The following is a 22,724-nucleotide window of genomic DNA, read 5'->3' as shown; positions in this document are numbered from 1 at the left end:
TTCAGCTACGGAAGAGGAAGCCCATGACGATACCGATCAGCGCCAGGGCCTCACAGAAGGCGAAACCCATGATCTGGTTGGCGCGGATCAGACCGGCCGCCTCGGGCTGCCGGGCCAGGGCCTGGGTGCCGTTGCCGAAGATGATGCCGACGCCGATGCCGGGGCCGATCGCAGCGAGGCCGTAGCCGATCGAACCGAGGTTGCCGGAGAGGCCGTCGGCGGCGAGGGTCTGGAGAGCGGACATGCCGGTTCTTCCTTCTCTTTGCATATACCGGTGGGGGTTGGCCACCGGACAGTCAGGTGGACAGGGAGGCGAGGTGGCTCAGTGGTGCTCGGCGAGAGCGCCCTGAACGTAGCTGCAGGCGAGGAGTACGAAGACGTATGCCTGAACAGCCTGGATGAAGAGCTCGAACGCGGTGAGGAGGATGGTCATCACGAACGAGGCGCCAGCGTAGACGATGCCCAGGCCGTTCAGCAGGTACCAGCTGCCGATCGTGAAGGTCAGCAGGAGCAGGTGACCGGCGAACATGTTCGCGAAGAGCCGGACCGCGTGGGTGAACGGCCGGATCAGGACGTTCGAGAAGAAGTCGATGACGACGATCACCGGGAGCACGGCGCCCAGCTTCTTGTCGTAACCGCTGATGTTCTTCAGGCCGCCGACGAAGCCGTGCTTCTTGAACGTCAGGTACATCCACAGGATGTAGACGATGGCGGCCAGCCCTGCGGGGAACGCGATCAGGGAGGTCACCGGGAACTGTGCCACCGGGACGACGGACCACAGGTTCATGATCCAGATGAAGAAGAACAGCGAGACCATGAGCGGCACGTACTTCTCGCCGTCCCGCTTGCCGAGGGTCTCGTAGACGATGCCGCGGCGCACGAAGTCGTAGCCGGCCTCGCCGATCATCTGCAGCTTGCCCGGCACGAGCTTCGGCTTGGCGAACGCGGCCCAGAAGAAGGCGATGATCGCGACCGTGCCGATGAGCGCGAGCAGCATCGGCTTGTTGAACTCGAACCCGCCGACAGTGAAGAGCGGCTTGAAGACAAAGGAATGCAGGCCGGGAGCCGGGAATCCACACCCGTCGAAGATGTGGCAGTCGGTCTCGAAGGCGAGCACCTGCGTTGGGTCAGCACTCACCGCGGGCTCCTTCAGCGTGGCGCATAGGTACGGCAACCTCGTTGTGTCGGCGCGGCACGCGGCCGCGGTTCGGCACTGGACTGGTGTTACGGATGTGGGGGCGGCTGAGGGGCATCGAGCCTCGCAATCGAGCAGGCGTCAGCTCAGATGCCCGCGCCCGCGATGCCGCAGTTGGCACCGGACGATAGCAGGAGTTCCCACCGGTCTTTATTCCGCCCCTACCCCTCACGACGGCAGCCCTGTCTTCTCGGACCGCTCGCTCTTCACGGCTTCCGGATCGACGTAGAAGATCCGGGCCTTCAGGTGGGCTCGGGCCTGCGCGGCCATCCACACGACGGTCGCGGCCACGAGTGAGACCGCGAACGCCTTCACGTTGAAGAGAGAGGTGTCCTTGAAGAGGGCGACGAAGATCAGGAGCAGCAGGAGCTGGACGACGTAGAGCATCAGCCCCATGGCCTGGAACAGCTGCGGGAGCGTTTTTGCCGTCCACTGCAGGACGTAGAGACCGATTCCCATGAACAGGATGGCCAGCGCCGCACCGGCGGCAGCCCCCAACGCCCCCTTGCCTCCGGCCACCGCGCCGGAGACGGCGACGGCGACCGCACCGGCAGCGGCCGCGGGCACGGCGCACTGCAGAAGGTTCCGGGCGTCATTGGACGGCATGGCGGCAACTCCGCTTTCACAGGGGGCAGGGGTGTCGTCATGGACGAGCGTAGTCCCGGGCCGAGTGATGCGGTCCTGCACCAAGGGGCCGTCGCACTGCGACCCTTCAGCTCTGTCCCGGGTTCTCGTGAACCGTATCACAAACTATTTGATGCAGTCTTTACCTAATGGGTGTGCTTGCCATCACACACGAGAGTGACCCTGCGCGTCTGTGCAGATACGGTGCCCACTTGTCTGGTATTGGGGAATTTTGCTCCCCCACGACTTGGCAATGCTCTCGTCAGATTCTTACCTTGGCCACCTGTCGGGGGCTGGCGGCGGGCGGCCGGTTGACGCCGCAGCCCCCTCGGTGCCTCACTCGGTGCGTTCGCCGTGTGACCCGGTGGCCTCCGCCCGTTTCAGGGCCTCCTCGATCAGGGTCTCCGCGATCTTCGACTCGGGCACGGTGCGCACGACGGGCAGGAGACGATCCCCAGCTTGCGCGGGCGCAGCCCCAGCGCCTGGAGGATCTGGGTCCCGGCCTTCGCCTCCTCCAGCGGCGGGGCCGACAGCGACACCCGGATCGTGTCCCCGATGCCCTGGCGCAGCAGGGCGCCGAACGCCACGGACGACTTCACCGTGCCCTGGAAGACGGGGCCGGCCTCCGTGACACCGAGGCGGAGGGGGTAGTCGCACGCCTCGGCCGGCAGTTCGTGGGCCTGGATCATCACCACCGGGTCGTGGTGCTTCACGGAGATCTTCAGGCCGGAGATCTTCAGGTCGTGGAAGTCGTGCTCCGCGAAGAGCGACGCCTCCCGCAGCGCGGACTCCACCAGTGCCTCGGGGATCGCCTTGCCGTGCTTGGCCGGCAGCCGGGCGTCCAGGGAGCCGGCGTGACTTCCGCGTCCCGGCCGATCAGGGACACTGCGATCCGCCGTACACCGCTGATCGACGAGCCGGGCAGGACGATGGAGAACTCGGTCTCGCTGTCCTCGACGCGGCACGCGCCGGAGACGGCGGACGGCCTCGCCCTGCCGGTCCGGATGATCAACACCGACCGGGAGTGCGCCGTCGTCTCCGCCCACGCCGAACGCTCCAGCGACGGTGCCATGGTCATCACCGACGAGACGATCGCCAAGCGCCTGGGGGTCTCCCCCCGCACGGCACGCCGGATCGCCAACACCCTGATGACCCGGCTGGGTGCCCGCAGCCGCTTCCAGGCCGGCGCCATGGCCGTCCAGGTCGGCCGGCTCCCCGACCAGCCGGGCGGCACCCCTTCCGCCTGACCGCCGCCTCCCCGGCCGGGGTGCCCGCGGGCTACCGTCCGTCGCCCGCGGGCTCCCGGTCCGGGACCATCACCCGGTCCCCCAGCGCGGTGGCCCCGTGGTACTCGCGCGTTCCGCCGCTCACCGGCACACCGGCGCCGGGCGTCCGCGCCCACCGCCGGCGCCGGTAGCGCGGCGGCACGAAGCGCTCGGCCCAGACCGGGGTGCGCGGCCTGAAGCGCGGAAGCAGGAGCAGGACCAGGCCGATCGCGCTGAGCGCCACCACGCCGAGCACGCTCCACATCGAGGCCGAGTTCACCGAGTAGGCCAGCGCGCCGAAGGCGATCAGCGCCGACCAGAAGTACATGATCAGCACGGCCCGGCTGTGCGAGTGGCCGATCTCCAGCAGCCGGTGGTGCAGATGACCGCGGTCGGCGGCGAACGGCGACTGGCCGCGCCAGGTGCGGCGCACGATCGCCAGGATCAGGTCGGCGGCGGGGATCGCGATGATCGTCAGCGGCATCAGCAGCGGGATGTAGACCGGCACCATCTGGTGCACGGTGTTGCGCTCGGAACCCGAGAACAGCCGCATCGCGTCCGGGTCGACCTGGCCCGTCACCGAGATCGCGCCCGCGGCCAGCACCAGGCCGATCAGCATGGAGCCCGAGTCGCCCATGAAGATGCGCGCGGGGTGCATGTTGTGCGGCAGGAAGCCCAGGCACATGCCCATCAGGATCGCCGCGAAGAGCGTGGCGGGGGCGGCGGCCTCGATGCCGTACGAGTACCAGATCCGGTAGGCGTACATGAAGAACGCGGCGGACGCGATGCACACCATGCCGGCGGCGAGGCCGTCCAGGCCGTCCACGAAGTTGACCGCGTTGATGGTGATGACGACCAGGGCCACCGTCAGCAGCGTGCCCTGCCACTGGGTCAGCGCCACGTTGCCCACACCCGGGATGGGCAGCCACAGGATCGTCAGGCCCTGCACCACCATCACACCGGCGGCGATCATCTGGGCGCCCAGCTTGACCAGGGCATCGATGTCGAATTTGTCGTCCAGGACGCCGATCAGCCAGATCAGGGCCGCGCCGGACAGCAGCGCCCGCGGCTCGTTGGACGTCTCGAAGACCTCGCTGAGGTTGGTGAGGTGGTCGGCGACCAGCAGACCCGCGCACAGACCGAAGAACATCGCGATCCCGCCGAGCCGCGGAGTGGGTTCGCGGTGGACGTCCCGCGCCCGGATCTCCGGCATCGCCCCCGCCACGATCGCGAACTTCCGCACCGGCCCGGTCAGCAGGTACGTCACCGCGGCCGTGATGCAGAGCGTCAGCAGGTATTCACGCACGGGCTTCCCCACAGGTCTCGCTGGCCATTCCCGGCTCCCCACCCTAGCGAGGCACGCATACGGGTGAGGACTTCCGGGTAGCGGCCATGGTTGCATGTGCGCCTGTGCACGCGCATGCGCCTACCCCGCCTCACCCCGGGTAGGGCGGGAATCCGGCGACGAGTTCCCGCACCTGCGCACGGGTGGCCCCGCTCTCCTCCGCCCCTCGGACCCCCTGCGCGAGCAGCGCCCCGATCGTGCGCATCTCCCCCTCCCCCATCCCCTGGGTCGTCACCGCCGCCGTGCCCAGGCGCAGCCCCCGGGCGTCGCCGTGCGGCAGCGCGCAGCAGTCCAGGACGATCCCGGCCGCCGCCAGCCGGCCGCGCGCCGTGCGCCCGTCGACGCCGAGCGGCGTCGGGTCGCAGGTCAGCAGGTGGGTGTCGGTGCCGCCGGTGGTGACGGCGAACCCCTCGGCGGCCAGTACGCCGGCCAGGGCCCGCGCGTTGGCGACGACCTGGTGGGCGTACGCGGCGAAGGCCGGGGTCGACGCCTCCCCGAAGGCGACCGCCTTGGCGGCGATGGTGTGCATCTGCGCACCGCCCTGGGTGAACGGGAAGACGGCCCGGTCGACCCGCTCGGCCAGCTCGCTCCCGCACAGGATCATCCCGCCGCGCGGGCCGCGCAGCACCTTGTGGGTGGTGGCGCACACCACGTCGGCGTACGGCACCGGGCTGGGCGCCGCTCCCCCCGCGACGAGCCCGATGGGGTGGGCCGCGTCCGCGATGAGATAGGCGCCCACCTCGTCGGCGACCTCGCGGAAGAAGGCGTAGTCGAGGTGGCGGGGGTAGGCGATCGAGCCGCACACGATCGCCTTGGGGCGGTGGGCGCGGGCCAGGGTGCGCACCTGGTCGTGGTCGACGAGCCCGGACTCGGCCTCCAGGCCGTAGCCGACGAAGTCGAACCAGCGGCCGGAGAAGTTGGCGGGCGAGCCGTGGGTGAGGTGCCCGCCGTGCGGCAGGCCGAGGGCCAGGACGGTGTCGCCGGGGCGCAGCAGCGCGGCGTAGGCGGCCAGGACGGCGGAGGAGCCCGAGTGGGACTGCACGTTGGCGTGCTCGGCGCCGAACAGGGCCCGGGCGCGCTCCACGGCGAGGGTCTCGGCGACGTCGACGATCTCGCAGCCGCCGTGGTGCCGGGCGCCGGGGTAGCCCTCGGCGTACTTGTTGGCGAGCGGGGAGCCGAGGGCGGCCAGCACGGCCGGCGAGGTGAAGTTCTCGGCGGCGATCAGCTGGAGCGTGGTGGACTGCCGGTGGCGTTCCGCGAGCAGGATCTCGGCCAGCTCGGGGTCCTGGCGCCGCAGGACATCGGCCGCGGGGGCGTGGGTGACCGACATGGTGCGCTCCGGGCGTGCGTCGACGGTGACGTACGTCCAATGTAGGCCCGGGGCGCGAGGGGCGCCCGGTCGCCTAAGCCGGTGCGGGGACGCCGGTCAGGGCGGTGACGACCGGGTCCAGGGCCTGGTGTATCTCCTCGCCGATCGACCGGAAGAAGGTGAGCGGCGCCCCGTACGGGTCGAGCACCTCGTCGGCCTCGGCGTTCGGCGCGAGCAGCCAGCCGCGCAGCGCGGCGGCGGCGCGCACCAAGGCGCGGGCGCGGGTGACCACGCCCTCCTCCAGGGGCGGCAGGGTGGCCGGGTCGATGGCATCGACCAGGCGGGTGAACTCCTTCAGCGTGAAGGTGCGCAGGCCCGCCGAGTGGCCCATGGAGATGACCTGCGCCCGGTGGTCGCGGGTCGCCGTCAGCACCAGGTCGGCGCGGATGACGTGCTCGTCGTGCAGTTCACGGCCGGTGAAGCCGGAGGCGTCCGCGCCGAACTCGGCCAGGACGGTCTCCGCGTGGGGCTCCATGGGCGCGCCCTCGTGGCCCCAGGTGCCCGCGCTCTCCACGATCAGGCCGCCGCCCAGGACGCCGAGCCGCTCCGACACGAAGTGCCGGGTCAGCCGTTCGGTGATGGGCGAGCGGCACACGTTGCCGGTGCTGACGTGGAGGATGCGGAAGCTGTCGCGCGGAAAGCCGAACGTCGTCGTCTCCTCGGCGGCCCACTGCCCGCTGCCTATGCCACGCCCCGTGTCAGGGGCGGTCAATTGGCCACCTCGAGGTCGGGTACGACCTTGCGCAGCTCGTCCGGGGACAGGGCGCCCTCGCGCAGCAGCACGGGCACGGGACGGGTGACGTCGACGATCGACGACGGGACGTTGCCCGGGGTGGGGCCGCCGTCGAGGTAGACGGAGACGGAGTCGCCGAGCATCGCCTGCGCGGCGTCGCAGTCCTCCGGCGCCGGGTGGCCGGTGAGGTTGGCGGAGGACACGGCCATCGGGCCGAACTCGTTGAGCAGCTCCAGGGCGACCGGGTGCAGCGGCATGCGCACGGCGACGGTGCCGCGGGTCTCGCCGAGGTCCCAGGCCAGGGACGGCTGGTGCTTGGCGACCAGCGTCAGCGCGCCCGGCCAGAAGGCGTCGACCAGCTCCCAGGCCAGCTCGGAGAAGTCGGTGACGAGGCCGTGCAGGGTGTTCGGGGAGCCGATGAGGACGGGGCTGGGCATGTTGCGGCCCCGGCCCTTGGCCTCCAGCAGGTCGCCGACGGCCTCCGGGGAGAACGCGTCGGCGCCGATGCCGTACACCGTGTCGGTCGGCAGCACCACGAGCTCGCCCCGGCGGACGGCGGACGCGGCCTCGCGCAGACCGGTCACGCGGTCGGTCGCGTCGTTGGTGTCGTATCGCCGTGCCATGTCTAACGGGCCTCCTCGTACACGTGCTGCGAAGTCGAAGTCTGGGGGTCGCTCACGGCAGGGCCTTGCGGGCCGTGGCGAACCGCGGGCGGTTGTTGAGGTCGGGGTGGTCGGCGGCGTCGGTCCAGCCGCGGGTCTCGGCGAAGATCCACGGCACCTGGCCGCCCTGGGTGTCGGCGTGCTCGACGACGACCACGCCGCCGGGGCGCAGCAGCCGGTGCGCGGTGCGCTCCAGACCGCGGATCAGGTCCAGTCCGTCCTCGCCGGAGAACAGGGCCATCTCCGGGTCGTGGTCGCGGGCCTCGGGGGCGACGTACTCCCACTCGGTGAGCGGGATGTACGGCGGGTTGGAGATGACCAGGTCGACCTGGCCGTCGAGGTCCGGGAAGGCCGTCCGGGCGTCGCCCTGGCGCAGTTCCACCCTGGACCCCTCGACGTTCTTGCGGGCCCACACCAGGGCGTCCTCGGACAGCTCCACGGCGTACACGCGCGAGCGCGGCACCTCCTGCGCCAGGGCGAGCGCGATGGCGCCCGACCCCGTGCACAGGTCGACGATGCACGGCTCCACGACGTCCATGGCGCGCACGGCGTCTATCGCCCAGCCGACCACGGACTCCGTCTCGGGCCGCGGCACGAAGACGCCGGGCCCGACCTGGAGCTCCAGGTAGCGGAAGTAGGCGCGCCCGGTGATGTGCTGGAGCGGTTCGCGGGCCTCGCGGCGGGCGACGACCTCCCAGTAGCGGGCGTCGAAGTCCTGGTCCTTCACGGTGTGCAGCGCGCCGCGTTTGACGCCGTGCACGAACGCGGCGAGCTCCTCGGCGTCGGTGCGCGGCGAGGGCACGCCGGCGTCGGCGAGCCGCTGGGTGGCCTGGGCCACCTCCGCGAGCAGCACGCTGCGGGGGCCTGGGGGTCGCCCCCCAAAAGATTGCTGCACGCGCGTCCTCCGGTGCTCGGTGCTTCGTACGAGGGCTGGTCTGGTTCCTTGGTCCTGTGTCGCCGCGCGTCCTTACGCGGCGGCGAGCTTGGCCGCCGAGTCCGCGTCGACACAGGCCTGGATCACCGCGTCGAGGTCGCCGTCCAGGACCTGGTCCAGGTTGTAGGCCTTGAAGCCGACGCGGTGGTCCGAGATGCGGTTCTCCGGGAAGTTGTAGGTGCGGATCTTCTCGGAGCGGTCGACGGTGCGGACCTGGCTGCGGCGGGCGTCCGCGGCCTCCCTCTCCGCCTCCTCCTGCGCCATGGCGAGCAGCCTGGAGCGCAGGATACGCAGCGCCTGCTCCTTGTTCTGCAGCTGGCTCTTCTCGTTCTGGCAGGAGGCGACGACTCCGGTCGGGATGTGCGTGATGCGCACCGCGGAGTCGGTGGTGTTGACGGACTGGCCGCCGGGCCCGGAGGACCGGTAGACGTCGATCCGCAGGTCGTTGGGGTTGATCTCGACGTCGACCTCCTCCGCCTCGGGGGTCACGAGGACACCGGCGGCGGAGGTGTGGATGCGGCCCTGCGACTCGGTGGCGGGCACCCGCTGCACGCGGTGCACGCCGCCCTCGTACTTCAGCCGGGCCCACACGCCCTGGCCGGGCTCGATCTGGCCGCGGGCCTTCACGGCGACCTGGACGTCCTTGTAGCCGCCCAGCTCGGACTCGGTGGCGTCGATGATCTCGGTCTTCCAGCCGACCCGCTCGGCGTACCGCAGGTACATGCGCAGCAGGTCGCCCGCGAACAGCGCCGACTCGTCGCCGCCCGCGCCCGCCTTGATCTCCAGGATGACGTCCTTGTCGTCGCTGGGGTCGCGGGGGACGAGCAGCAGCCGCAGCTTCTCGGTGAGCTCCTCGCGCTGCTTCTCCATGTCCTTCACCTCGGCGGCGAAGTCGGGGTCGTCGGCGGCCAGCTCGCGCGCGGTCTCGATGTCGTCGCCCGCCTGCTTCCAGGAGCGGTACGTGGCGACGATCGGGGTGAGCTCGGCGTAGCGCTTGTTCAGCTTGCGCGCGTTCGCCTGGTCGGCGTGGACCGACGGGTCGGCGAGCTTCTTCTCCAGGTCGGCGTGCTCGGCGACGAGTTCCTCGACGGCCTCGAACATCTTGGGGCTCCTGATACTGCGGTGAAGGGGAAGGCGGGCGACCAAAAACGCCGGTCCCGGCGCTCCCCCGGCTGGGGGCGCGGCCGTGGACCGGCGGTATGGGGCTCGCTACTTCTTGGAGCCGGCGGCCTTGCCGAAGCGGGCCTCGAAGCGGGCCACACGGCCACCGGTGTCGAGGATCTTCTGCTTGCCCGTGTAGAACGGGTGGCACTCGGAGCAGACCTCGGCCCGGATGGTGCCGGACTCGATGGTGCTGCGGGTGGTGAACGACGCGCCGCAGGTGCAGCTGACCTGCGTCTCGACGTACGCGGGGTGGATGTCGCGCTTCAAGGTGTCTCCTAGGTTCCGGGAGGGCGCCGGGTCGCATCCGCGGGTTGCGGAGGCGTGAACCGGAGCCGACGTACCAGTCTGCCAGGACTGGCGCCTTCACCCAAAACCGGGGGCCGCCGTCGTTTGTTCCCGGGGACGGGAGCGGGCGTGCTGTGGCCGGTCGCGCCGTTCCTCGCACCGCTAAGGGGCGCTCACGACGTCCCCGGCCTCGCCCGTGGCCGTGCCCTCGGTGGCCGTCTGCGGGATCGGCTCGTCGCGTTTCAGGGCGTCCCAGACCTGCCGGGCCTCGGCCTCCCGGACGAGGACGCGGTTGCCGTCGGCGGGGTCGTAGCACACCGGCAGAGTGACCATGTGCAGACCGGAGGCGCCGATGCCCTTCAGGCCGTTCGCGAAGGCCGTCAGGGAGTTCACCGAGCCGAGGCCGGAGTCGGTGGTCACGGCCTCGGTGGCGGTGTCGGCGAGGCCGTAGAGCTTCTTGGGGCTGGTGAGGACGCCGATGTCCTTCACCTGGTCGACCAGGGCCTTGACGAAGGCCTGCTGGAGCTGGATGCGGCCGAGGTCGGAGCCGTCGCCGACGCCGTGCCGGGTGCGGACCAGGCCGAGGGCCTGCTCGCCGTCGAGCCGGTGGGTGCCGGCCGTCAGGTCGAGGTGGCTGCCGGGGTCCTCGATGTCCTCGGTGGTGGTGACCCGGACGCCGCCGAGCTCGTCGACGAGCTTCTCGAAGCCGGCGAAGTCGATCTCCAGGTAGTGGTCCATGCGCAGGCCGGTGAGGGTCTCGACGGTCTTGACGGCGCAGGCGGCGCCGCCGGTGGAGTACGCCGAGTTGAACATCACCTCGTGCGCGGCGGGGTGCTGCCGGCCGGCGGTGCCGGTGCAGGTGGGGCGGTCGACGAGGGTGTCGCGCGGGACGGAGACGACGCTGGCTTCCTTGTGGCCCCGGTGGACGTGCACGATCATCGCGGTGTCGGAGCGGGCGGTGCCGTCGTCGGTGCCGCCGCCGAGCTTCCCGTTGCCGCCGGAGCGGGTGTCGGAGCCGAGGACGAGGATGTTCTCGGAGCCGTTGCCGGCCTTGTCCGGGCGGCCGGTGCCGAGGACCTGGTCGATGTCGACGCTCTTGAGGTTGCCGTTCAGCTTGAGGTACAGGTAGCCGGCTCCGGAGCCGCCGAGGACCACGATGCCCGCGGCGGTCCACGCCGTGACGATCAGACCGGTGCGCCGCCTGCCGCGGGGCTTGCGGCGGCGGCCCCTGGCGCGGCGGCGCGGGCCCGTGCGGGCGGGCGCGCCCGGTATGCCGGGGCCCGGTGTGCGGTCGTCGGGCATGTGCTCCTCGGTTCTCCTGCGGCTCCGTCGTCGCTCTGTCATCGCTCTGTCAGGTCTGACGGGTGAGCTCCGGAAAGAGTTGCACTTTCCCACATGTCCGCCGTGTGGCGATTCGCACATCGCGCGCGCGGCGCACACGTGCCCCGCGCGCGAAGGGCCGCCTCCGGTGAGGAGGCGGCCCGGGGCTCCAGGGCGCGCGGAGCGCGGTGGGCGGATCAGCCGAAGAGGTTGAAGGCTGCCCCAGCCGCCGCCGACCCGGACGCGGGTGCCGAGGAGGCCGTTGCCCTTGCCCGGGTAGAGCCACAGCGCCCCGGACTTGTCCTGGCCGATCAGGTCGGGCAGGGCGTCGCCGGAGAGGTCGCCGGGGACCGCGATGTTCTTCATCGTGTTCCAGCCGCCGCCGGCCCGGGTGGTCTCGTAGCGGTCGACGCCGTTGAACCCGAAGTGGTACAGGACGCCGTCGGAGGTGCGCAGCGGGTAGTCCTGGAAGGAGTCCCGGTCGAGGTCGGCCTGGCGGGCCAGGGTGACCCCGCCGTAGTCGCCGAGCGCCATGCAGTCGCCCAGCCACGGCCACTTGCCCAGGGAGTAGTACTCGTACGCCGTCCCGCCGGGCGTGCGGACGAACAGGTCCGCCCGGCGGTCGAAGTCGAGGTCGGCGTCGTCGATCCGCGTGTTGAGGGCGCCGACGCAGGAGCGGGTCTTGGCGTAGACGCCGTACGCGCCCGACTCGGCGCAGTCCTTCACGCCCCACGACACGACACCGGCGATCCGTCCGTTGACCACGAGCGGGCCGCCGGAGTCGCCGTTGCACGGGGAGACCGTCCCGGCGTCCTGGCCGGAGGCCGGGTTGCCGGCGCAGGCCATCTGGCCGGAGACGAAGGAGGAGCCGAAGACCGACTTGCAGGCGGAGTCCGTCCGCATCGGGACGGTCGCCTTCCGCAGCGTCGGCGAGATGTCCTGGCTGGTGGAGCTGGTGCGCCCCCAGCCGTAGACCGTCGCCGGGGTGCCGCTGCCGTACGAGGCGGTGTCCGTGCTCGACGTCACCTGGAGCGTCTTGTACGGCAGGGCCTCGGACAGCGTCAGCACCGCGAGGTCGCCGCCGGCGCTGGTGCGGTTGTTGTACACGGGGTTGATCCACTGGCGCCACACGCCGACGGCCCGGCCGCCGTGCAGGTCCTGGCCGTCGGGAGGCGGTTGGTGCCGGCGACGACGGCGCCGTGCCTGCTCCAGTTCAGGCCGTACGCGCAGTGCGCGACGCCTCGGCGATGGTCGCGTCCTTGCCGCCGATGATCTTCGGGTCGACGGTGCCGGAGGAGGTCTCGGGGCTCGCGGTGGGCTCCGGTTCCGCCGTCGGCGTGGCGGTGGCGTCGCCCTCGAGCACGTCCCGGGCGCCCTGGACGCGCTGGAGCAGTTCCGCCTGGGAGGCACCGGCCGGCGCCTCGGCGGTCTGCCGGGCCGGGACCGGGGGCACCCCGGGCGCCTCGGCCGGAGCGGCTGCCAGGACCGCGCCGGACAGCGCGAGTGCGGCAGCAGCCGCGGGGAGAGCTCTGTGCGCTCTCCGGGAAGTGGATGTCACTCAGAACTCCTGTCGATCCTGCCGGAAGGCAGCGCGGCGCCGTGCGCGTCCGTGCGGACGGAGGCGCCGGTCGGATGGTGCGCGCAGGAGAGAGAAAGGAACCACCGGGGCAGGCGGAGCCGCCCGAGGGCAGCCCTGAGCATCCCGGTGGCGTATCCGAAAACACGTTCTCCCACTACGGCTCGCCGATCTCACAAAGCAGAAGTCCGCCCCGTCACTCGGGTGACGGGGCGGACTTGTGCGGGCGTCGAAGACGCGGCGGGCTCAGGCTCAGTCGCCGTTGCCCGGCGCCGGCGTCGTCTTCTGGATCTGCATCAGGAACTCGACGTTCGACTTGGTCTGCTTCATCTTGTCCAGGAGCAGCTCGATCGCCTGCTGCTGGTCGAGGGCGTGCAGCACCCGGCGCAGCTTCCAGACGATGCCCAGCTCCTCGGCACCGAGCAGGATCTCCTCCTTGCGGGTGCCGGACGCGTCGACGTCGACGGCCGGGAAGATGCGCTTGTCGGCGAGCTTCCGGTCGAGCTTGAGCTCCATGTTGCCGGTGCCCTTGAACTCCTCGAAGATCACCTCGTCCATGCGGGACCCGGTGTCCACCAGAGCGGTGGCGAGGATGGTCAGCGAGCCGCCGTCCTCGATGTTGCGGGCCGCGCCGAAGAAGCGCTTGGGCGGGTACAGGGCGGTGGAGTCGACACCACCGGACAGGATGCGGCCGGAGGCCGGGGCGGCGAGGTTGTACGCGCGGCCCAGACGGGTGATCGAGTCCAGCAGGACGACCACGTCGTGGCCCAGCTCCACCAGGCGCTTGGCGCGCTCGATGGCGAGCTCGGCGACCGTGGTGTGGTCCTCGGCCGGACGGTCGAAGGTCGAGGAGATGACCTCGCCCTTGACCGACCGCTGCATGTCGGTGACCTCTTCCGGACGCTCGTCGACGAGGACGACCATCAGGTGGCACTCGGGGTTGTTGTGCGTGATCGCGTTGGCGATCGCCTGCATGATCATGGTCTTGCCGGTCTTCGGCGGGGCCACGATCAGACCGCGCTGGCCCTTGCCGATCGGCGAGACCAGGTCGATGATGCGGGTCGTCAGCACACCCGGGTCCGTCTCCAGGCGGAGGCGGTCCTGCGGGTACAGCGGGGTGAGCTTGTTGAACTCCGGTCGGCCGCGGCCGTGTTCGGGCGCCATGCCGTTGACGGAGTCGAGGCGGACGAGCGCGTTGAACTTCTCGCGGCGCTCGCCTTCCTTGGGCTGGCGCACGGCACCGGTGATGTGGTCGCCCTTGCGCAGGCCGTTCTTGCGGACCTGGGCGAGGGAGACGTACACGTCGTTCGGGCCCGGCAGGTAGCCGGAGGTGCGGATGAACGCGTAGTTGTCGAGGATGTCCAGGATGCCCGCGACGGGGATCAGGACGTCGTCCTCGGCGATCTGCGGCTCGGCGGCGATGTCGTCGCGGCCACGGCGGCCACGGCGGTCGCGGTACCGGCCGCGACGGCCCCGGCGGCCGCCCTCGAAGTCGTCGTCGTCCTGCTGGCGGTCACGGTCCTGACGGCCGCCGCCCTGCTGCTGGCGCTGCTGGTTGCCCTGGCTCTGCTGCTGGTCGTCGCCCTTGCCCCGGCGGTCGCGGTCCCGGCCGCGCTCGCGGCGGTCGCGGCGGCGGCCCTCGCCGCCCTCGCCGGCCTCGGACCGGCCCTCGCCCTGGCCCTGGGCCTGCTGCTGCGCGGGCGTCTCGGCCTTCGGCTCGCTCTTGGCCTCGGCGGCGACCGACTCGGCGGCGGCCGGGCTGCCGGCGTCGGCGGTGGCGCGGCGGCGACGGCGCTCGGAGGGGGCGTCGTCTCCCCCGCGCTCGGCTTCTCCCCCACGCTCGGCTGCGCTCGCGCGGGGGGTGCCCCCAGCGGGCTGGCCGGGAATCTCGATCTGCTGCTGGGCCACGGCCTTCTCGGCGGGGGCCTCGGCAGTCGCCTTGCCGGCCTTCTTCCCGGCCTTCTCCGCCTTGTCGCCCTTCTCGGCGGCGGCCTCGTCGCCCGTACGGGTCCGGGAGGTGGCGCGGCGCTTCGGCTTGGTCTCGGTGGCGGCGTCGGCCTTGGCCGGTGCGGCCCCGCCGGACGCCTGCGCCTCCTTGATGACCTCGATCAGCTGGCTCTTGCGCATGCGCGCGGTGCCCCTGATGCCGAGGCCGGATGCGACCTGCTGCAGCTCGGCCAGCACCATGCCCTCGAGGCCGGTACCGCGGCGCCGCCGGGAGCCGGCACCGGTGGCAGGCGCGGCAGCGTCCGTGGCGGGCGCGGCAGCGGTCTCCTCGACACGTGCGCCCATCAGATCGGTGGTGTCGCTCACGAAGGGTCCTTCCCTGGAGCGGACGTCGGCCTGTCTGGCTCGGCGACCGGTTGTGCTGTCCGGCTTCGGTCCTTGCTGTGTGGACCGTGCCGGGGCGGTAATCCGCCGAAACGGCGGAGGAAATATCTGGTGATGGCGCTTCCTTGAGCCGTGGCACCCAGTGTCTGGGTCACGCGGCGTGGTCGCACCGGTTCCGGAGCGTGCCCGGCGGACCGTTCAGTGCCTGTGTACGCCGTACTGCCCGTGTTCGGCGTGCACCGCACAAGGCGGCTTGGGGGGCTCCCGGAAGAATGTCTGTCCCGGACGGGGACACGAGGCACCTCGCCATGGTGGGGTCGGGTGCAGACTTGAGATTAACACTACCGGATCCAACAAACATTCCCCCTCTCCAATCCGGCAACCGTGTGTCAGGTGGCGAGCGGCAGCACGCTCGCGCCCCGCAGATCGAGGCTCAGCCGGTTCGCCGCCCAGTCCCGGCCGGCGAGCGCCTCGACCTTGTCGGCCGTGCCCTCGTCGGCCAGCGCCATCACCGTGGGCCCGGCGCCGGAGATCACCGCGGGGATGCCGTCGGCCCGCAGCCGCTCCACCAGTGCCGCGCTCTCGGGCATGGCGGGGGCGCGGTACTCCTGGTGGAGGCGGTCCTCGGTGGCGGGGAGCAGCAGCTCGGGGCGGCGGGTGAGGGCCTCGACGAGGAGGGCGGCGCGGCCGGCGTTGGCGGCGGCGTCGACGTGCGGGACGGTGCGCGGGAGCAGTCCGCGCGCGGTCTCCGTCAGGACCGGCTTCCCGGGGACGAAAACCACCGGAACGATGGAATCGGAGGGCTCCATCCTGATCGCCCGGGCGGCGCCGGCCTCCATCCAGGACAGGGTGAAGCCGCCCAGCAGGCAGGCCGCCACGTTGTCGGGGTGGCCCTCGATCTCGGTGGCGAGGTCGAGCAGGGCCGCGTCGTCGAGACGGGCCTCGCCGCCTATGGTCACCGCGCGAGCGGCGACGATGCCGGCGCAGATGGCGGCGGAGGAGGAGCCGAGGCCGCGGCCGTGCGGGATGCGGTTGGCGCAGACGATCTCCAGGCCGCGCGGCTGTCCGCCGAGGGCGTCGAAGGCGGTGCGCAGAGAGCGGACGAGGAGGTGCTTCTCGTCGCGCGGGAGCGTCTCGCTGCCCTCACCTGCGATGTCGATGTGCAGCCCGGAGTCGGCCACCCGGACGACGACGTCGTCGTACAGCCCCAGCGCGAGGCCGAGGGCGTCGAAGCCCGGGCCGAGGTTGGCGCTGGTGGCGGGGACGCGCACCCGGACGGCGGCGGCGCGGAACGCTGGACCGGCCATCGCTCGTTGACTCTCCTTGAGCTGCGTGGTGGTCGAAGGACATGCGAGGACGTACGAACCCCGAGACCGCTGCCGGCCTGGCGGCCGGCCGTTTCCGGTCCGCTGCGGGTCCGGGGAGACGGCTCGGCCCGCGCCATATGCGGGGCATATGCGGCGGGCGGGTTCGGTACAGCCTATCGAAGGAAGGTTCTGTGGCGACATAGGGCGCACAGGAGGCGCACGATGCGTGTCGCAAGCCCCCTGTGCAACCCCTGTGGGGAACTTCCCCAGGCAAGCGTCCTCTTACGCCTTCCCGCGCCGAGCGCGGCGGGGCGGGCGGGAGCTCACCGGGGTGGGGCGAGGCTCGGCGGAGTGGGGCGGGCCGGCCGGGACGGGCGGTACGCGCCGGGGTGCCCCGGGGAGCGACCGGAAGCGGCACGGCCGGTTCCGGCCGAACCACACGGCCGCCGCCCGGACGGCCGTCCCCTGCCGGACCGGCCGGCACGCGCGGCACCCGAACCCTGCCGGGCCCGAACCCTGCCGGGCCCGAACCCTGCCGGGTTCGCACCCTGCCGGAGCCGAGTCCTTCCGCAGCCGGCCCCGCCTCGGCCGCCCCGGCTAGACCAGGCCGAGCCGTTCCGCCGCCGTCGCCGCGTCGACCGGGACCGTGACCGGCTGAGGGGCGCCGGCGACGGCCCAGTCGGGGTCCTTCAGGCCGTTGCCGGTGACGGTGCACACGATGCGCTGTCCGGGGTCGACCTTGCCCTGCTCGGCGGCCTTCAGCAGACCGGCGACGGACGCGGCGGAGGCGGGCTCGACGAAGACGCCCTCCTGCGCGGCCAACAGCCGGTAGGCGCGCAGGATCTCACGGTCCGTCACCTCGTCGATGAGGCCGCCGGACTCGTCCCGCGCGGCGAGCGCGTACTGCCACGAGGCCGGGTTGCCGATGCGGATGGCGGTGGCGATGGTCGACGGGTCCTTGACGACCTCGCCGCGCACGATGGGCGCGGAGCCGGAGGCCTGGAAGCCCCACATGCGGGGGGCCTTGGAGGAGATGCCGTCGGCGGCGTACTCCGTGTACCCCTTCCAGTACGCGGTGATGTTGCCCGCGTTGCCGACCGGCAGCACGTGGATGTCGGGGGCGTCGCCCAGCATGTCCACGATCTCGAACGAGGCGGTCTTCTGGCCTTCGATACGCACCGGATTGACCGAATTCACCAGCGCCACGGGGTAGTTCTCGCTCAGGGCGCGCGCCAGCGTGAGGCAGTCGTCGAAGTTGCCGTCGACCTGGAGGATCTTCGCGCCGTGCACGAGGGCCTGGCCCATCTTGCCGAGCGCGATCTTGCCCTGCGGGACGAGCACGGCGGAGACCATCCCGGCGCGCACGGCGTACGCCGCGGCGCTGGCGGAGGTGTTGCCGGTGGAGGCGCAGATGACGGCCTTCGCACCCTCCTCCTTGGCCTTGGTGATGGCCATGGTCATGCCGCGGTCCTTGAAGGACCCGGTGGGGTTCGCGCCCTCCACCTTCAGGTGGACCTCGCAGCCCGTGCGCTCGGAGAGCACCTGCGCGGGCACGAGCGGCGTACCGCCCTCGCGGAGCGTCACGACCGGCGTGCTGTCGGAGACCGGCAGCCTGTCCCGGTACTCCTCGATGATTCCGCGCCACTGGTGGGTCATTGCTGGTTACTCTCCTTCAACCCGCATGATGCTGGCGACACCCCGCACGGTGTCGAGCTTGCGCAGCGCCTCGACGGTGCCGCTCAGGGCGGCGTCGGACGCGCGGTGGGTGACGACGACGAGGGAGGCCTCGCCGTCCTTGCCCTGCTGCCGGACGGTGTCGATGGACACCCCGTGCTCGGCGAACACCGTGGCGACCTGGGCGAGCACGCCCGGCTTGTCGGCGACGTCGAGGCTGATGTGGTAGCGCGTGACGACGTCCCCCATCGGCGACACGGGCAGCGCCGCGTACGCGGACTCGCCGGGTCCGGTGGTGTCGCCGAGCCGGTTGCGGCAGACGGCGACGAGGTCGCCGAGGACGGCGGAGGCCGTCGGGGAACCGCCGGCCCCGGGGCCGTAGAACATGAGCTGCCCGGCCGCGTCCGACTCGACGAACACGGCGTTGTAGGCGCCGCGCACGGAGGCGAGGGGGTGGCTGAGCGGGATCATCGCGGGGTGCACGCGCGCGGTGACCGACGCCCCGTCCGCGGCCCGCTCGCAGATGGCGAGCAGCTTGATGGTGCAGCCCATCTCCTTGGCGGAGGCGAAGTCGGCGGCGGTGACCTCGGTCATGCCCTCGCGGTAGACGTCGTCGAGGCGCACGCGCGTGTGGAAGGCGATGCCGGCGAGGATGGCGGCCTTGGCGGCGGCGTCGAAGCCCTCGACGTCGGCGGTCGGGTCGGCCTCGGCGTACCCGAGCGCGGTGGCCTCGTCGAGCGCCTCCTGGTAGCCGGCGCCGGTGGAGTCCATCTTGTCGAGGATGAAGTTGGTGGTGCCGTTGACGATGCCGAGCACCCGGTTGACCTTGTCGCCGGCGAGGGACTCGCGCAGCGGGCGGATCAGCGGGATGGCGCCGGCGACGGCGGCCTCGTAGTACAGGTCCCGGCCGTGCTCCTCGGCGGCGGCGTGCAGGGCGGCCCCGTCCTGGGCGAGCAGCGCCTTGTTGGCGGAGACGACGGAGGCGCCGTGCTCGAAGGCGGTGGTGATGAGGGTCCGCGCGGGCTCGATGCCGCCGATGACCTCGACGACCACGTCGATGTCGCCGCGTTTGACCAGGGCGGTGGCGTCGGTGGTGACGAGCTCGGCGGGGACGCCCTCGCGCACCCGGTCGGGCCGCCGGACGGCGACCCCGGCCAGCTCGACCGGGGCCCCGATCCTGGCGGCGAGGTCGTCGGCGTGCGTCGTCATGATGCGCGCCACCTCTGAGCCGACCACTCCACAGCCCAGCAGCGCCACCTTCAGCGGACGCGTACGCATCATCCGACCTCGTTTCCTCTTACCGTCTACGGTGGGACCAGTCTCACTCACCGGACGGGATTTTCTGCCGATCGTCCGGATCGTGAGACATTTATTTCATTTTCCATGGGACGCCGGACGGAAGATCTTCCGCCCGGCACGGCCCGCCCCTGACGCTCGCCGGTTCACCCGACGTCCAGGCGCAGGAGGTCCTCCTCCGTCTCGCGCCGGACGATCACCCGGGCCTCGCCGTCCTTGACGGCGACGACCGGCGGGCGCAGCACGTGGTTGTAGTTGCTGGCCATGGAGCGGCAGTAGGCGCCGGTGGCGGGTACGGCGACGAGGTCGCCGGGGGCCAGGTCGGCCGGCAGGAACGCGTCCTTGACCACGATGTCGCCGCTCTCGCAGTGCTTGCCGACGACGCGCACGAGCATCGGCTCGGCGTCGGAGGCGCGGGAGACGAGGGCGACGCTGTACTCGGCGTCGTACAGCGCGGTGCGGATGTTGTCCGACATGCCGCCGTCGACGGAGACGTACGTGCGCAGCCCGTCCAGGGGCTTGACGGTGCCGACCTCGTACAGCGTGAACGCGGTCGGCCCCACGATCGCCCGCCCGGGCTCCACGGAGATGCGCGGGGTGCGCAGCCGGGCCGCCTCGCACTCCCGCGTGACGATCTCGGTCAGCGCCTTGGCGATCTCGTGCGGCTCGCGGGGGTCGTCGTCGCTGGTGTACGCGATGCCGAGGCCGCCGCCGAGGTCGATCTCGGGCAGTTCGACCCCGTGCTCGTCCCGGATGTCCTTCAGCAGCCCGACGACGCGGTGCGCGGCGACCTCGAACCCGGACATGTCGAAGATCTGCGACCCGATGTGGGAGTGGATGCCGATGAGCTCGATCCCGTCGAGCCGCAGGGCCCGCCGCACGGCCTCGGCGGCCTGCCCGCCGGCGAGCGGGATGCCGAACTTCTGGTCCTCGTGGGCGGTGGCGATGAACTCGTGCGTGTGCGCCTCGACGCCGACGGTGATCCGGATCTGCACCCGCTGCCGCTTCCCCAGCGACTGCGCGATGTGGGCGACGCGGACGATCTCCTGGAAGGAGTCGAGGACGATCCGCCCGACCCCGGCGCGCACGGCCCGCTCGATCTCCGCCACCGACTTGTTGTTGCCGTGGAAGGCGATGCGGTCGGCGGGCATGCCGGCGGAGAGCGCGGTGGCGAGCTCGCCGCCGGAGCACACGTCCAGGTTCAGCCCCTCCTCCTCCAGCCACCGCACGACGGCCCGGGACAGGAACGCCTTCCCGGCGTAGAAGACGTCGGCGTCGTCCCCGAAGGCGGTGCGCCAGGCCCGCGCGCGGGCCCGGAAGTCGGCCTCGTCGAGGATGTACGCCGGGGTGCCGAACTCCTCGGCGAGCCGCGTGACGGGCAGGCCCGCGACGGTGACGACCCCGTCCTCCCCCCGTTCGACGGTCTGCGCCCACACCTTCGCGTCCAGGGCGTTGAGGTCGGCGGGCGGGGCGGCGTAGTGGCCCTCGGGCAGGACGTCGGCGTGGCGGGGCCCGGCGGGGTGTGCGGAACGGCTCATGGCTCTCGGAACTCTCTGTGCGCTCTTCAGAGGTGGTCGGGTGCGTCGATGCCGAGCAGGGACAGGCCGCCGGCCAGCACCGTCCCGGCGGCTTCGGCGAGGGCGAGCCGGGCGCGGTGGGCGGCCGAGGGTTTCTCCTCCCCGCGCGGGAGGACGGCGGGCAGGTACGGCAGTACGGCATCGGCGACGGCGACCAGGTGCCGGGCGAGGCGGTCGGGGGCGCGGTGGCGGGCGGCGGCGCCCAGCACACGCGGATGGTCGGCGAGCGCGGCGAGCAGCTCGCGGCTCCCCGCCGCACCGGCCACGTCACCGGCCCGCGGGCCGAAGCCGAGGTCGGCGGCGTTGCGGAGGAGGGCGCGGGTGCGGGCGTGGGCGTACCGGACGCGGAAGAGCGGATTGCCCTCCCGCTGGACGAGGTGCTCACCGGTGATCCGGGGCCGGTCGTGGGCGGCGGGGTGCAGCAGCGCCCAGCGGGCGGCGTCACGGCCGAGGGGGAGGGGATCGGCGGGCGCAGGGGCGGGCCGGACGGTGAAAGCTCGGGCGGGACGACCGGACGGTGCCTCGGCGCCGCCGCCGTACGCGTCGACGCGCAGCCCGAGAACGGCGATCCACGCGTCCTCCGGGCGGGCCTCGCAGCCGGTCCGCACGGACAGGCCCTGGGAGCGCATGATGCGGGCGACGGCGTCCATGACGACGAGGGCACGGACCTCACGGGGGCAGCGCAGCCGCACGGGGGCACCGGGAACGGCACCGCCCCTCTGACCGCCCGCCGAGTCCTGGCCGTCTACCGCGTCCTGGCCGCTTGCCGCACCCTGGCCTTGGCCGCTTGCCGCGTTCGGGGCGTCGCCGTCCCCGCCCGAGCCGTCGGCGTACCCGTACCGGACCCCTCGCCGCAGGATCTCCTCGACGAGGGCGGCGGGAGCGCCGCTCCGCAGGCTGATGTTGAGGAACCCCGGCCCGGTGATGGCGACGTCGCCGATGCCGTCGGCGTCGGCGAGGCGCGGCCGGAGGATCTCCGCGACCCGGCGGGGCGGGTACCCGGCCGGGCGGGCGAGCTGGAGGGCGATGTTGGTGGCGTAGTCCCCGCATCCGCCGGGCCCCGGCGGCGTGATCACGGCACGCGCGGGAACCGTCACGCTGAGCTCCCCGTCGTCGACAGCGCGACGCACCGCGTGCAACACGGTGCGGGAGAGCTCGACGGGGGTCACGGGACAAGCGTAGGGGAGGAGGGGGGTGGGTAGGCGAGCCGATTCGGCGAGGGTCCCGCGATGTGGACGGCGGAGACGGGGAGCGGGGCCTGCCGCCCGGAAGCGACGACGCACCGCCCCACCGCGCCACCTCCGCCGCGCCACGTCCACTGCTTCCACTGCTTCCACTGCGGAGCTTCCACCGCGACGCATACGGCTGCCCGGCGCATACGGACCACCCGGCGCGCGTGGACTACCCGGCGCGCTCGGTCGCCTGCGCGGACGGTCCGGCCTCGCCGGTCACCTCCGGGGCACTGCCGCCCTCCGCCCCCTCGGCGTCACCGCCCGCCTGACTCCCCCGGAGCGACTTGCCCTCCACCAACCGCCTCACCAGCTCCACGAGCTCATTCGGCTCGAACGGCTTGGACAGGAAGGCGTCGACACCGAGGCCGGCGTCGACCTCGCACTGCGCGGAGGCACTGACGATGGCGAGGGGCAGGTCGCGGGTCCGCGGATCGGCACGCAGCCGGGCCGCGGTGGCGAGCCCGTCCAGCCGCGGCATGACGACGTCCAGGGTGACGGCATCGGGTCTCACCTGATGCACGACTTCCAGACACTCGGCACCATCCGCCGCGGTCACCACCTCGAAGCCCTCCAGCTCGAGGTTGACCCTGATCAACTGCCGGATGACCTTGTTGTCGTCCACCACAAGCACCCGGCCCGACGCGCCTGACACAACTTGAGAGTAGGTCCGGACCGGCCACCGCGTCCGGGTTTTCCCCACTTCCACCCCGCGCGGGGGACCCCGGCCCTGCACCTGACGCCGGCGACACGGACGGCGCGGGCGCCCCAGGGGGAAACCCGTTCATGACCACCCCGAAAGAGCTGGTAGGGTTCTACCCGTCGCCGCGAACACCGC

At 72.0% G+C, this 22,724-nt stretch carries 20 protein-coding genes and 3 pseudogenes; 1 reads left to right on the top strand and 22 read right to left on the bottom strand.

Annotated elements, in window-relative coordinates:
* Position 1 precedes the first annotated feature (1 nt).
* The 5 genes and pseudogenes from atpE to ABZ340_RS25700 form a co-directional block, all read right to left on the bottom strand.
* Positions 2-244: an ATP synthase F0 subunit C gene (atpE, locus tag ABZ340_RS25720; RefSeq protein WP_358784185.1), complete on the bottom strand. Its 243-nt coding sequence runs from the start codon at positions 242-244 to the stop codon at positions 2-4.
* Between the two features lie 78 nt (positions 245-322).
* On the bottom strand, positions 323-1,138 hold the full coding sequence (gene atpB, locus ABZ340_RS25715) for a F0F1 ATP synthase subunit A (protein ID WP_358784184.1): 816 nt from the start codon (positions 1,136-1,138) through the stop codon (positions 323-325).
* 225 nt (positions 1,139-1,363) lie between these two features.
* Entirely contained in the window at positions 1,364-1,801 is a 438-nt protein-coding gene (locus ABZ340_RS25710) for a hypothetical protein (protein WP_358784183.1), read from the bottom strand.
* A gap of 354 nt (positions 1,802-2,155) precedes the next feature.
* A pseudogene (locus ABZ340_RS25705) lies at positions 2,156-2,682 on the bottom strand (flavodoxin-dependent (E)-4-hydroxy-3-methylbut-2-enyl-diphosphate synthase); the annotation flags it as partial.
* Positions 2,664-2,804 (bottom strand): annotated as a pseudogene (locus ABZ340_RS25700) (glucose-1-phosphate thymidylyltransferase); the annotation flags it as partial. The pseudogenes ABZ340_RS25700 and ABZ340_RS25705, both read right to left, overlap by 19 nt.
* A gap of 19 nt (positions 2,805-2,823) precedes the next feature.
* Here ABZ340_RS25700 and ABZ340_RS25695 point away from each other — a divergent pair.
* Entirely contained in the window at positions 2,824-3,066 is a 243-nt protein-coding gene (locus tag ABZ340_RS25695; protein WP_358784182.1) for a hypothetical protein, read from the top strand.
* A 31-nt stretch (positions 3,067-3,097) separates the two neighbouring features.
* On the opposite strand, the gene ABZ340_RS25690 is transcribed toward ABZ340_RS25695, so the two are convergent.
* The 17 genes and pseudogenes from ABZ340_RS25690 to ABZ340_RS25610 form a co-directional block, all read right to left on the bottom strand.
* Positions 3,098-4,390 carry an MraY family glycosyltransferase gene (locus tag ABZ340_RS25690; RefSeq protein ID WP_358784181.1) on the bottom strand — a complete coding sequence of 431 codons (1,293 nt, stop codon included), beginning with the start codon at positions 4,388-4,390 and terminating at the stop codon, positions 3,098-3,100.
* A 130-nt stretch (positions 4,391-4,520) separates the two neighbouring features.
* Positions 4,521-5,759, bottom strand: a complete 1,239-nt coding sequence (glyA, locus tag ABZ340_RS25685) for a serine hydroxymethyltransferase (protein WP_358784180.1) — start codon at positions 5,757-5,759, stop codon at positions 4,521-4,523.
* Positions 5,760-5,832: 73 nt separating this feature from the next.
* Entirely contained in the window at positions 5,833-6,510 is a 678-nt protein-coding gene (locus ABZ340_RS25680) for a protein-tyrosine-phosphatase (RefSeq protein ID WP_358784179.1), read from the bottom strand.
* Positions 6,507-7,154 (bottom strand): L-threonylcarbamoyladenylate synthase, encoded by a 648-nt coding sequence (locus ABZ340_RS25675; RefSeq protein WP_358784178.1) that lies wholly within the window; start codon positions 7,152-7,154, stop codon positions 6,507-6,509. Before ABZ340_RS25675 ends, ABZ340_RS25680 begins: the two co-directional genes overlap by 4 nt.
* Positions 7,155-7,206: 52 nt before the next feature.
* Entirely contained in the window at positions 7,207-8,046 is an 840-nt protein-coding gene (gene prmC, locus ABZ340_RS25670; RefSeq protein ID WP_358784177.1) for a peptide chain release factor N(5)-glutamine methyltransferase, read from the bottom strand.
* Positions 8,047-8,160: 114 nt separating this feature from the next.
* Positions 8,161-9,228: a peptide chain release factor 1 gene (gene prfA / locus ABZ340_RS25665; RefSeq protein ID WP_358784176.1), complete on the bottom strand. Its 1,068-nt coding sequence runs from the start codon at positions 9,226-9,228 to the stop codon at positions 8,161-8,163.
* 108 nt (positions 9,229-9,336) lie between these two features.
* On the bottom strand, positions 9,337-9,558 hold the full coding sequence (rpmE, locus tag ABZ340_RS25660) for a 50S ribosomal protein L31 (protein ID WP_030740744.1): 222 nt from the start codon (positions 9,556-9,558) through the stop codon (positions 9,337-9,339).
* A 180-nt stretch (positions 9,559-9,738) separates the two neighbouring features.
* Positions 9,739-10,878: an LCP family protein gene (locus tag ABZ340_RS25655; protein ID WP_358784193.1), complete on the bottom strand. Its 1,140-nt coding sequence runs from the start codon at positions 10,876-10,878 to the stop codon at positions 9,739-9,741.
* A 753-nt stretch (positions 10,879-11,631) separates the two neighbouring features.
* Positions 11,632-11,964: pseudogene (locus tag ABZ340_RS25650) on the bottom strand (trypsin-like serine protease); the annotation flags it as partial.
* A gap of 145 nt (positions 11,965-12,109) precedes the next feature.
* A complete protein-coding gene (locus tag ABZ340_RS25645; protein WP_358784175.1) occupies positions 12,110-12,454 on the bottom strand; it encodes a hypothetical protein in 345 nt (114 codons plus the stop codon).
* A 270-nt stretch (positions 12,455-12,724) separates the two neighbouring features.
* Entirely contained in the window at positions 12,725-14,785 is a 2,061-nt protein-coding gene (rho, locus tag ABZ340_RS25640; RefSeq protein ID WP_358784174.1) for a transcription termination factor Rho, read from the bottom strand.
* A 407-nt stretch (positions 14,786-15,192) separates the two neighbouring features.
* Positions 15,193-16,110, bottom strand: coding sequence for a homoserine kinase (thrB, locus tag ABZ340_RS25635; protein ID WP_358784173.1), 918 nt, complete (start codon positions 16,108-16,110; stop codon positions 15,193-15,195).
* Positions 16,111-16,707: 597 nt separating this feature from the next.
* Complete coding sequence (gene thrC, locus ABZ340_RS25630) at positions 16,708-17,766, bottom strand: threonine synthase (protein WP_358784172.1); 1,059 nt, start codon at positions 17,764-17,766, stop codon at positions 16,708-16,710.
* A 6-nt stretch (positions 17,767-17,772) separates the two neighbouring features.
* A complete protein-coding gene (locus ABZ340_RS25625) occupies positions 17,773-19,065 on the bottom strand; it encodes a homoserine dehydrogenase (RefSeq protein WP_358784171.1) in 1,293 nt (430 codons plus the stop codon).
* A 161-nt stretch (positions 19,066-19,226) separates the two neighbouring features.
* Positions 19,227-20,618: a diaminopimelate decarboxylase gene (lysA, locus tag ABZ340_RS25620; RefSeq protein WP_358784170.1), complete on the bottom strand. Its 1,392-nt coding sequence runs from the start codon at positions 20,616-20,618 to the stop codon at positions 19,227-19,229.
* 26 nt (positions 20,619-20,644) lie between these two features.
* Complete coding sequence (gene nrtL / locus ABZ340_RS25615; RefSeq protein ID WP_358784169.1) at positions 20,645-21,826, bottom strand: ArgS-related anticodon-binding protein NrtL; 1,182 nt, start codon at positions 21,824-21,826, stop codon at positions 20,645-20,647.
* A gap of 232 nt (positions 21,827-22,058) precedes the next feature.
* Positions 22,059-22,541: a response regulator gene (locus ABZ340_RS25610; RefSeq protein WP_358784168.1), complete on the bottom strand. Its 483-nt coding sequence runs from the start codon at positions 22,539-22,541 to the stop codon at positions 22,059-22,061.
* Between the last annotated feature and the right edge of the window lie 183 nt (positions 22,542-22,724).

It is taken from the genome of Streptomyces sp. NPDC006134, assembly GCF_040628835.1.
GTDB lineage: Bacteria > Actinomycetota > Actinomycetes > Streptomycetales > Streptomycetaceae > Streptomyces.
This window is presented reverse-complemented; position numbering and strand designations above follow the sequence as displayed.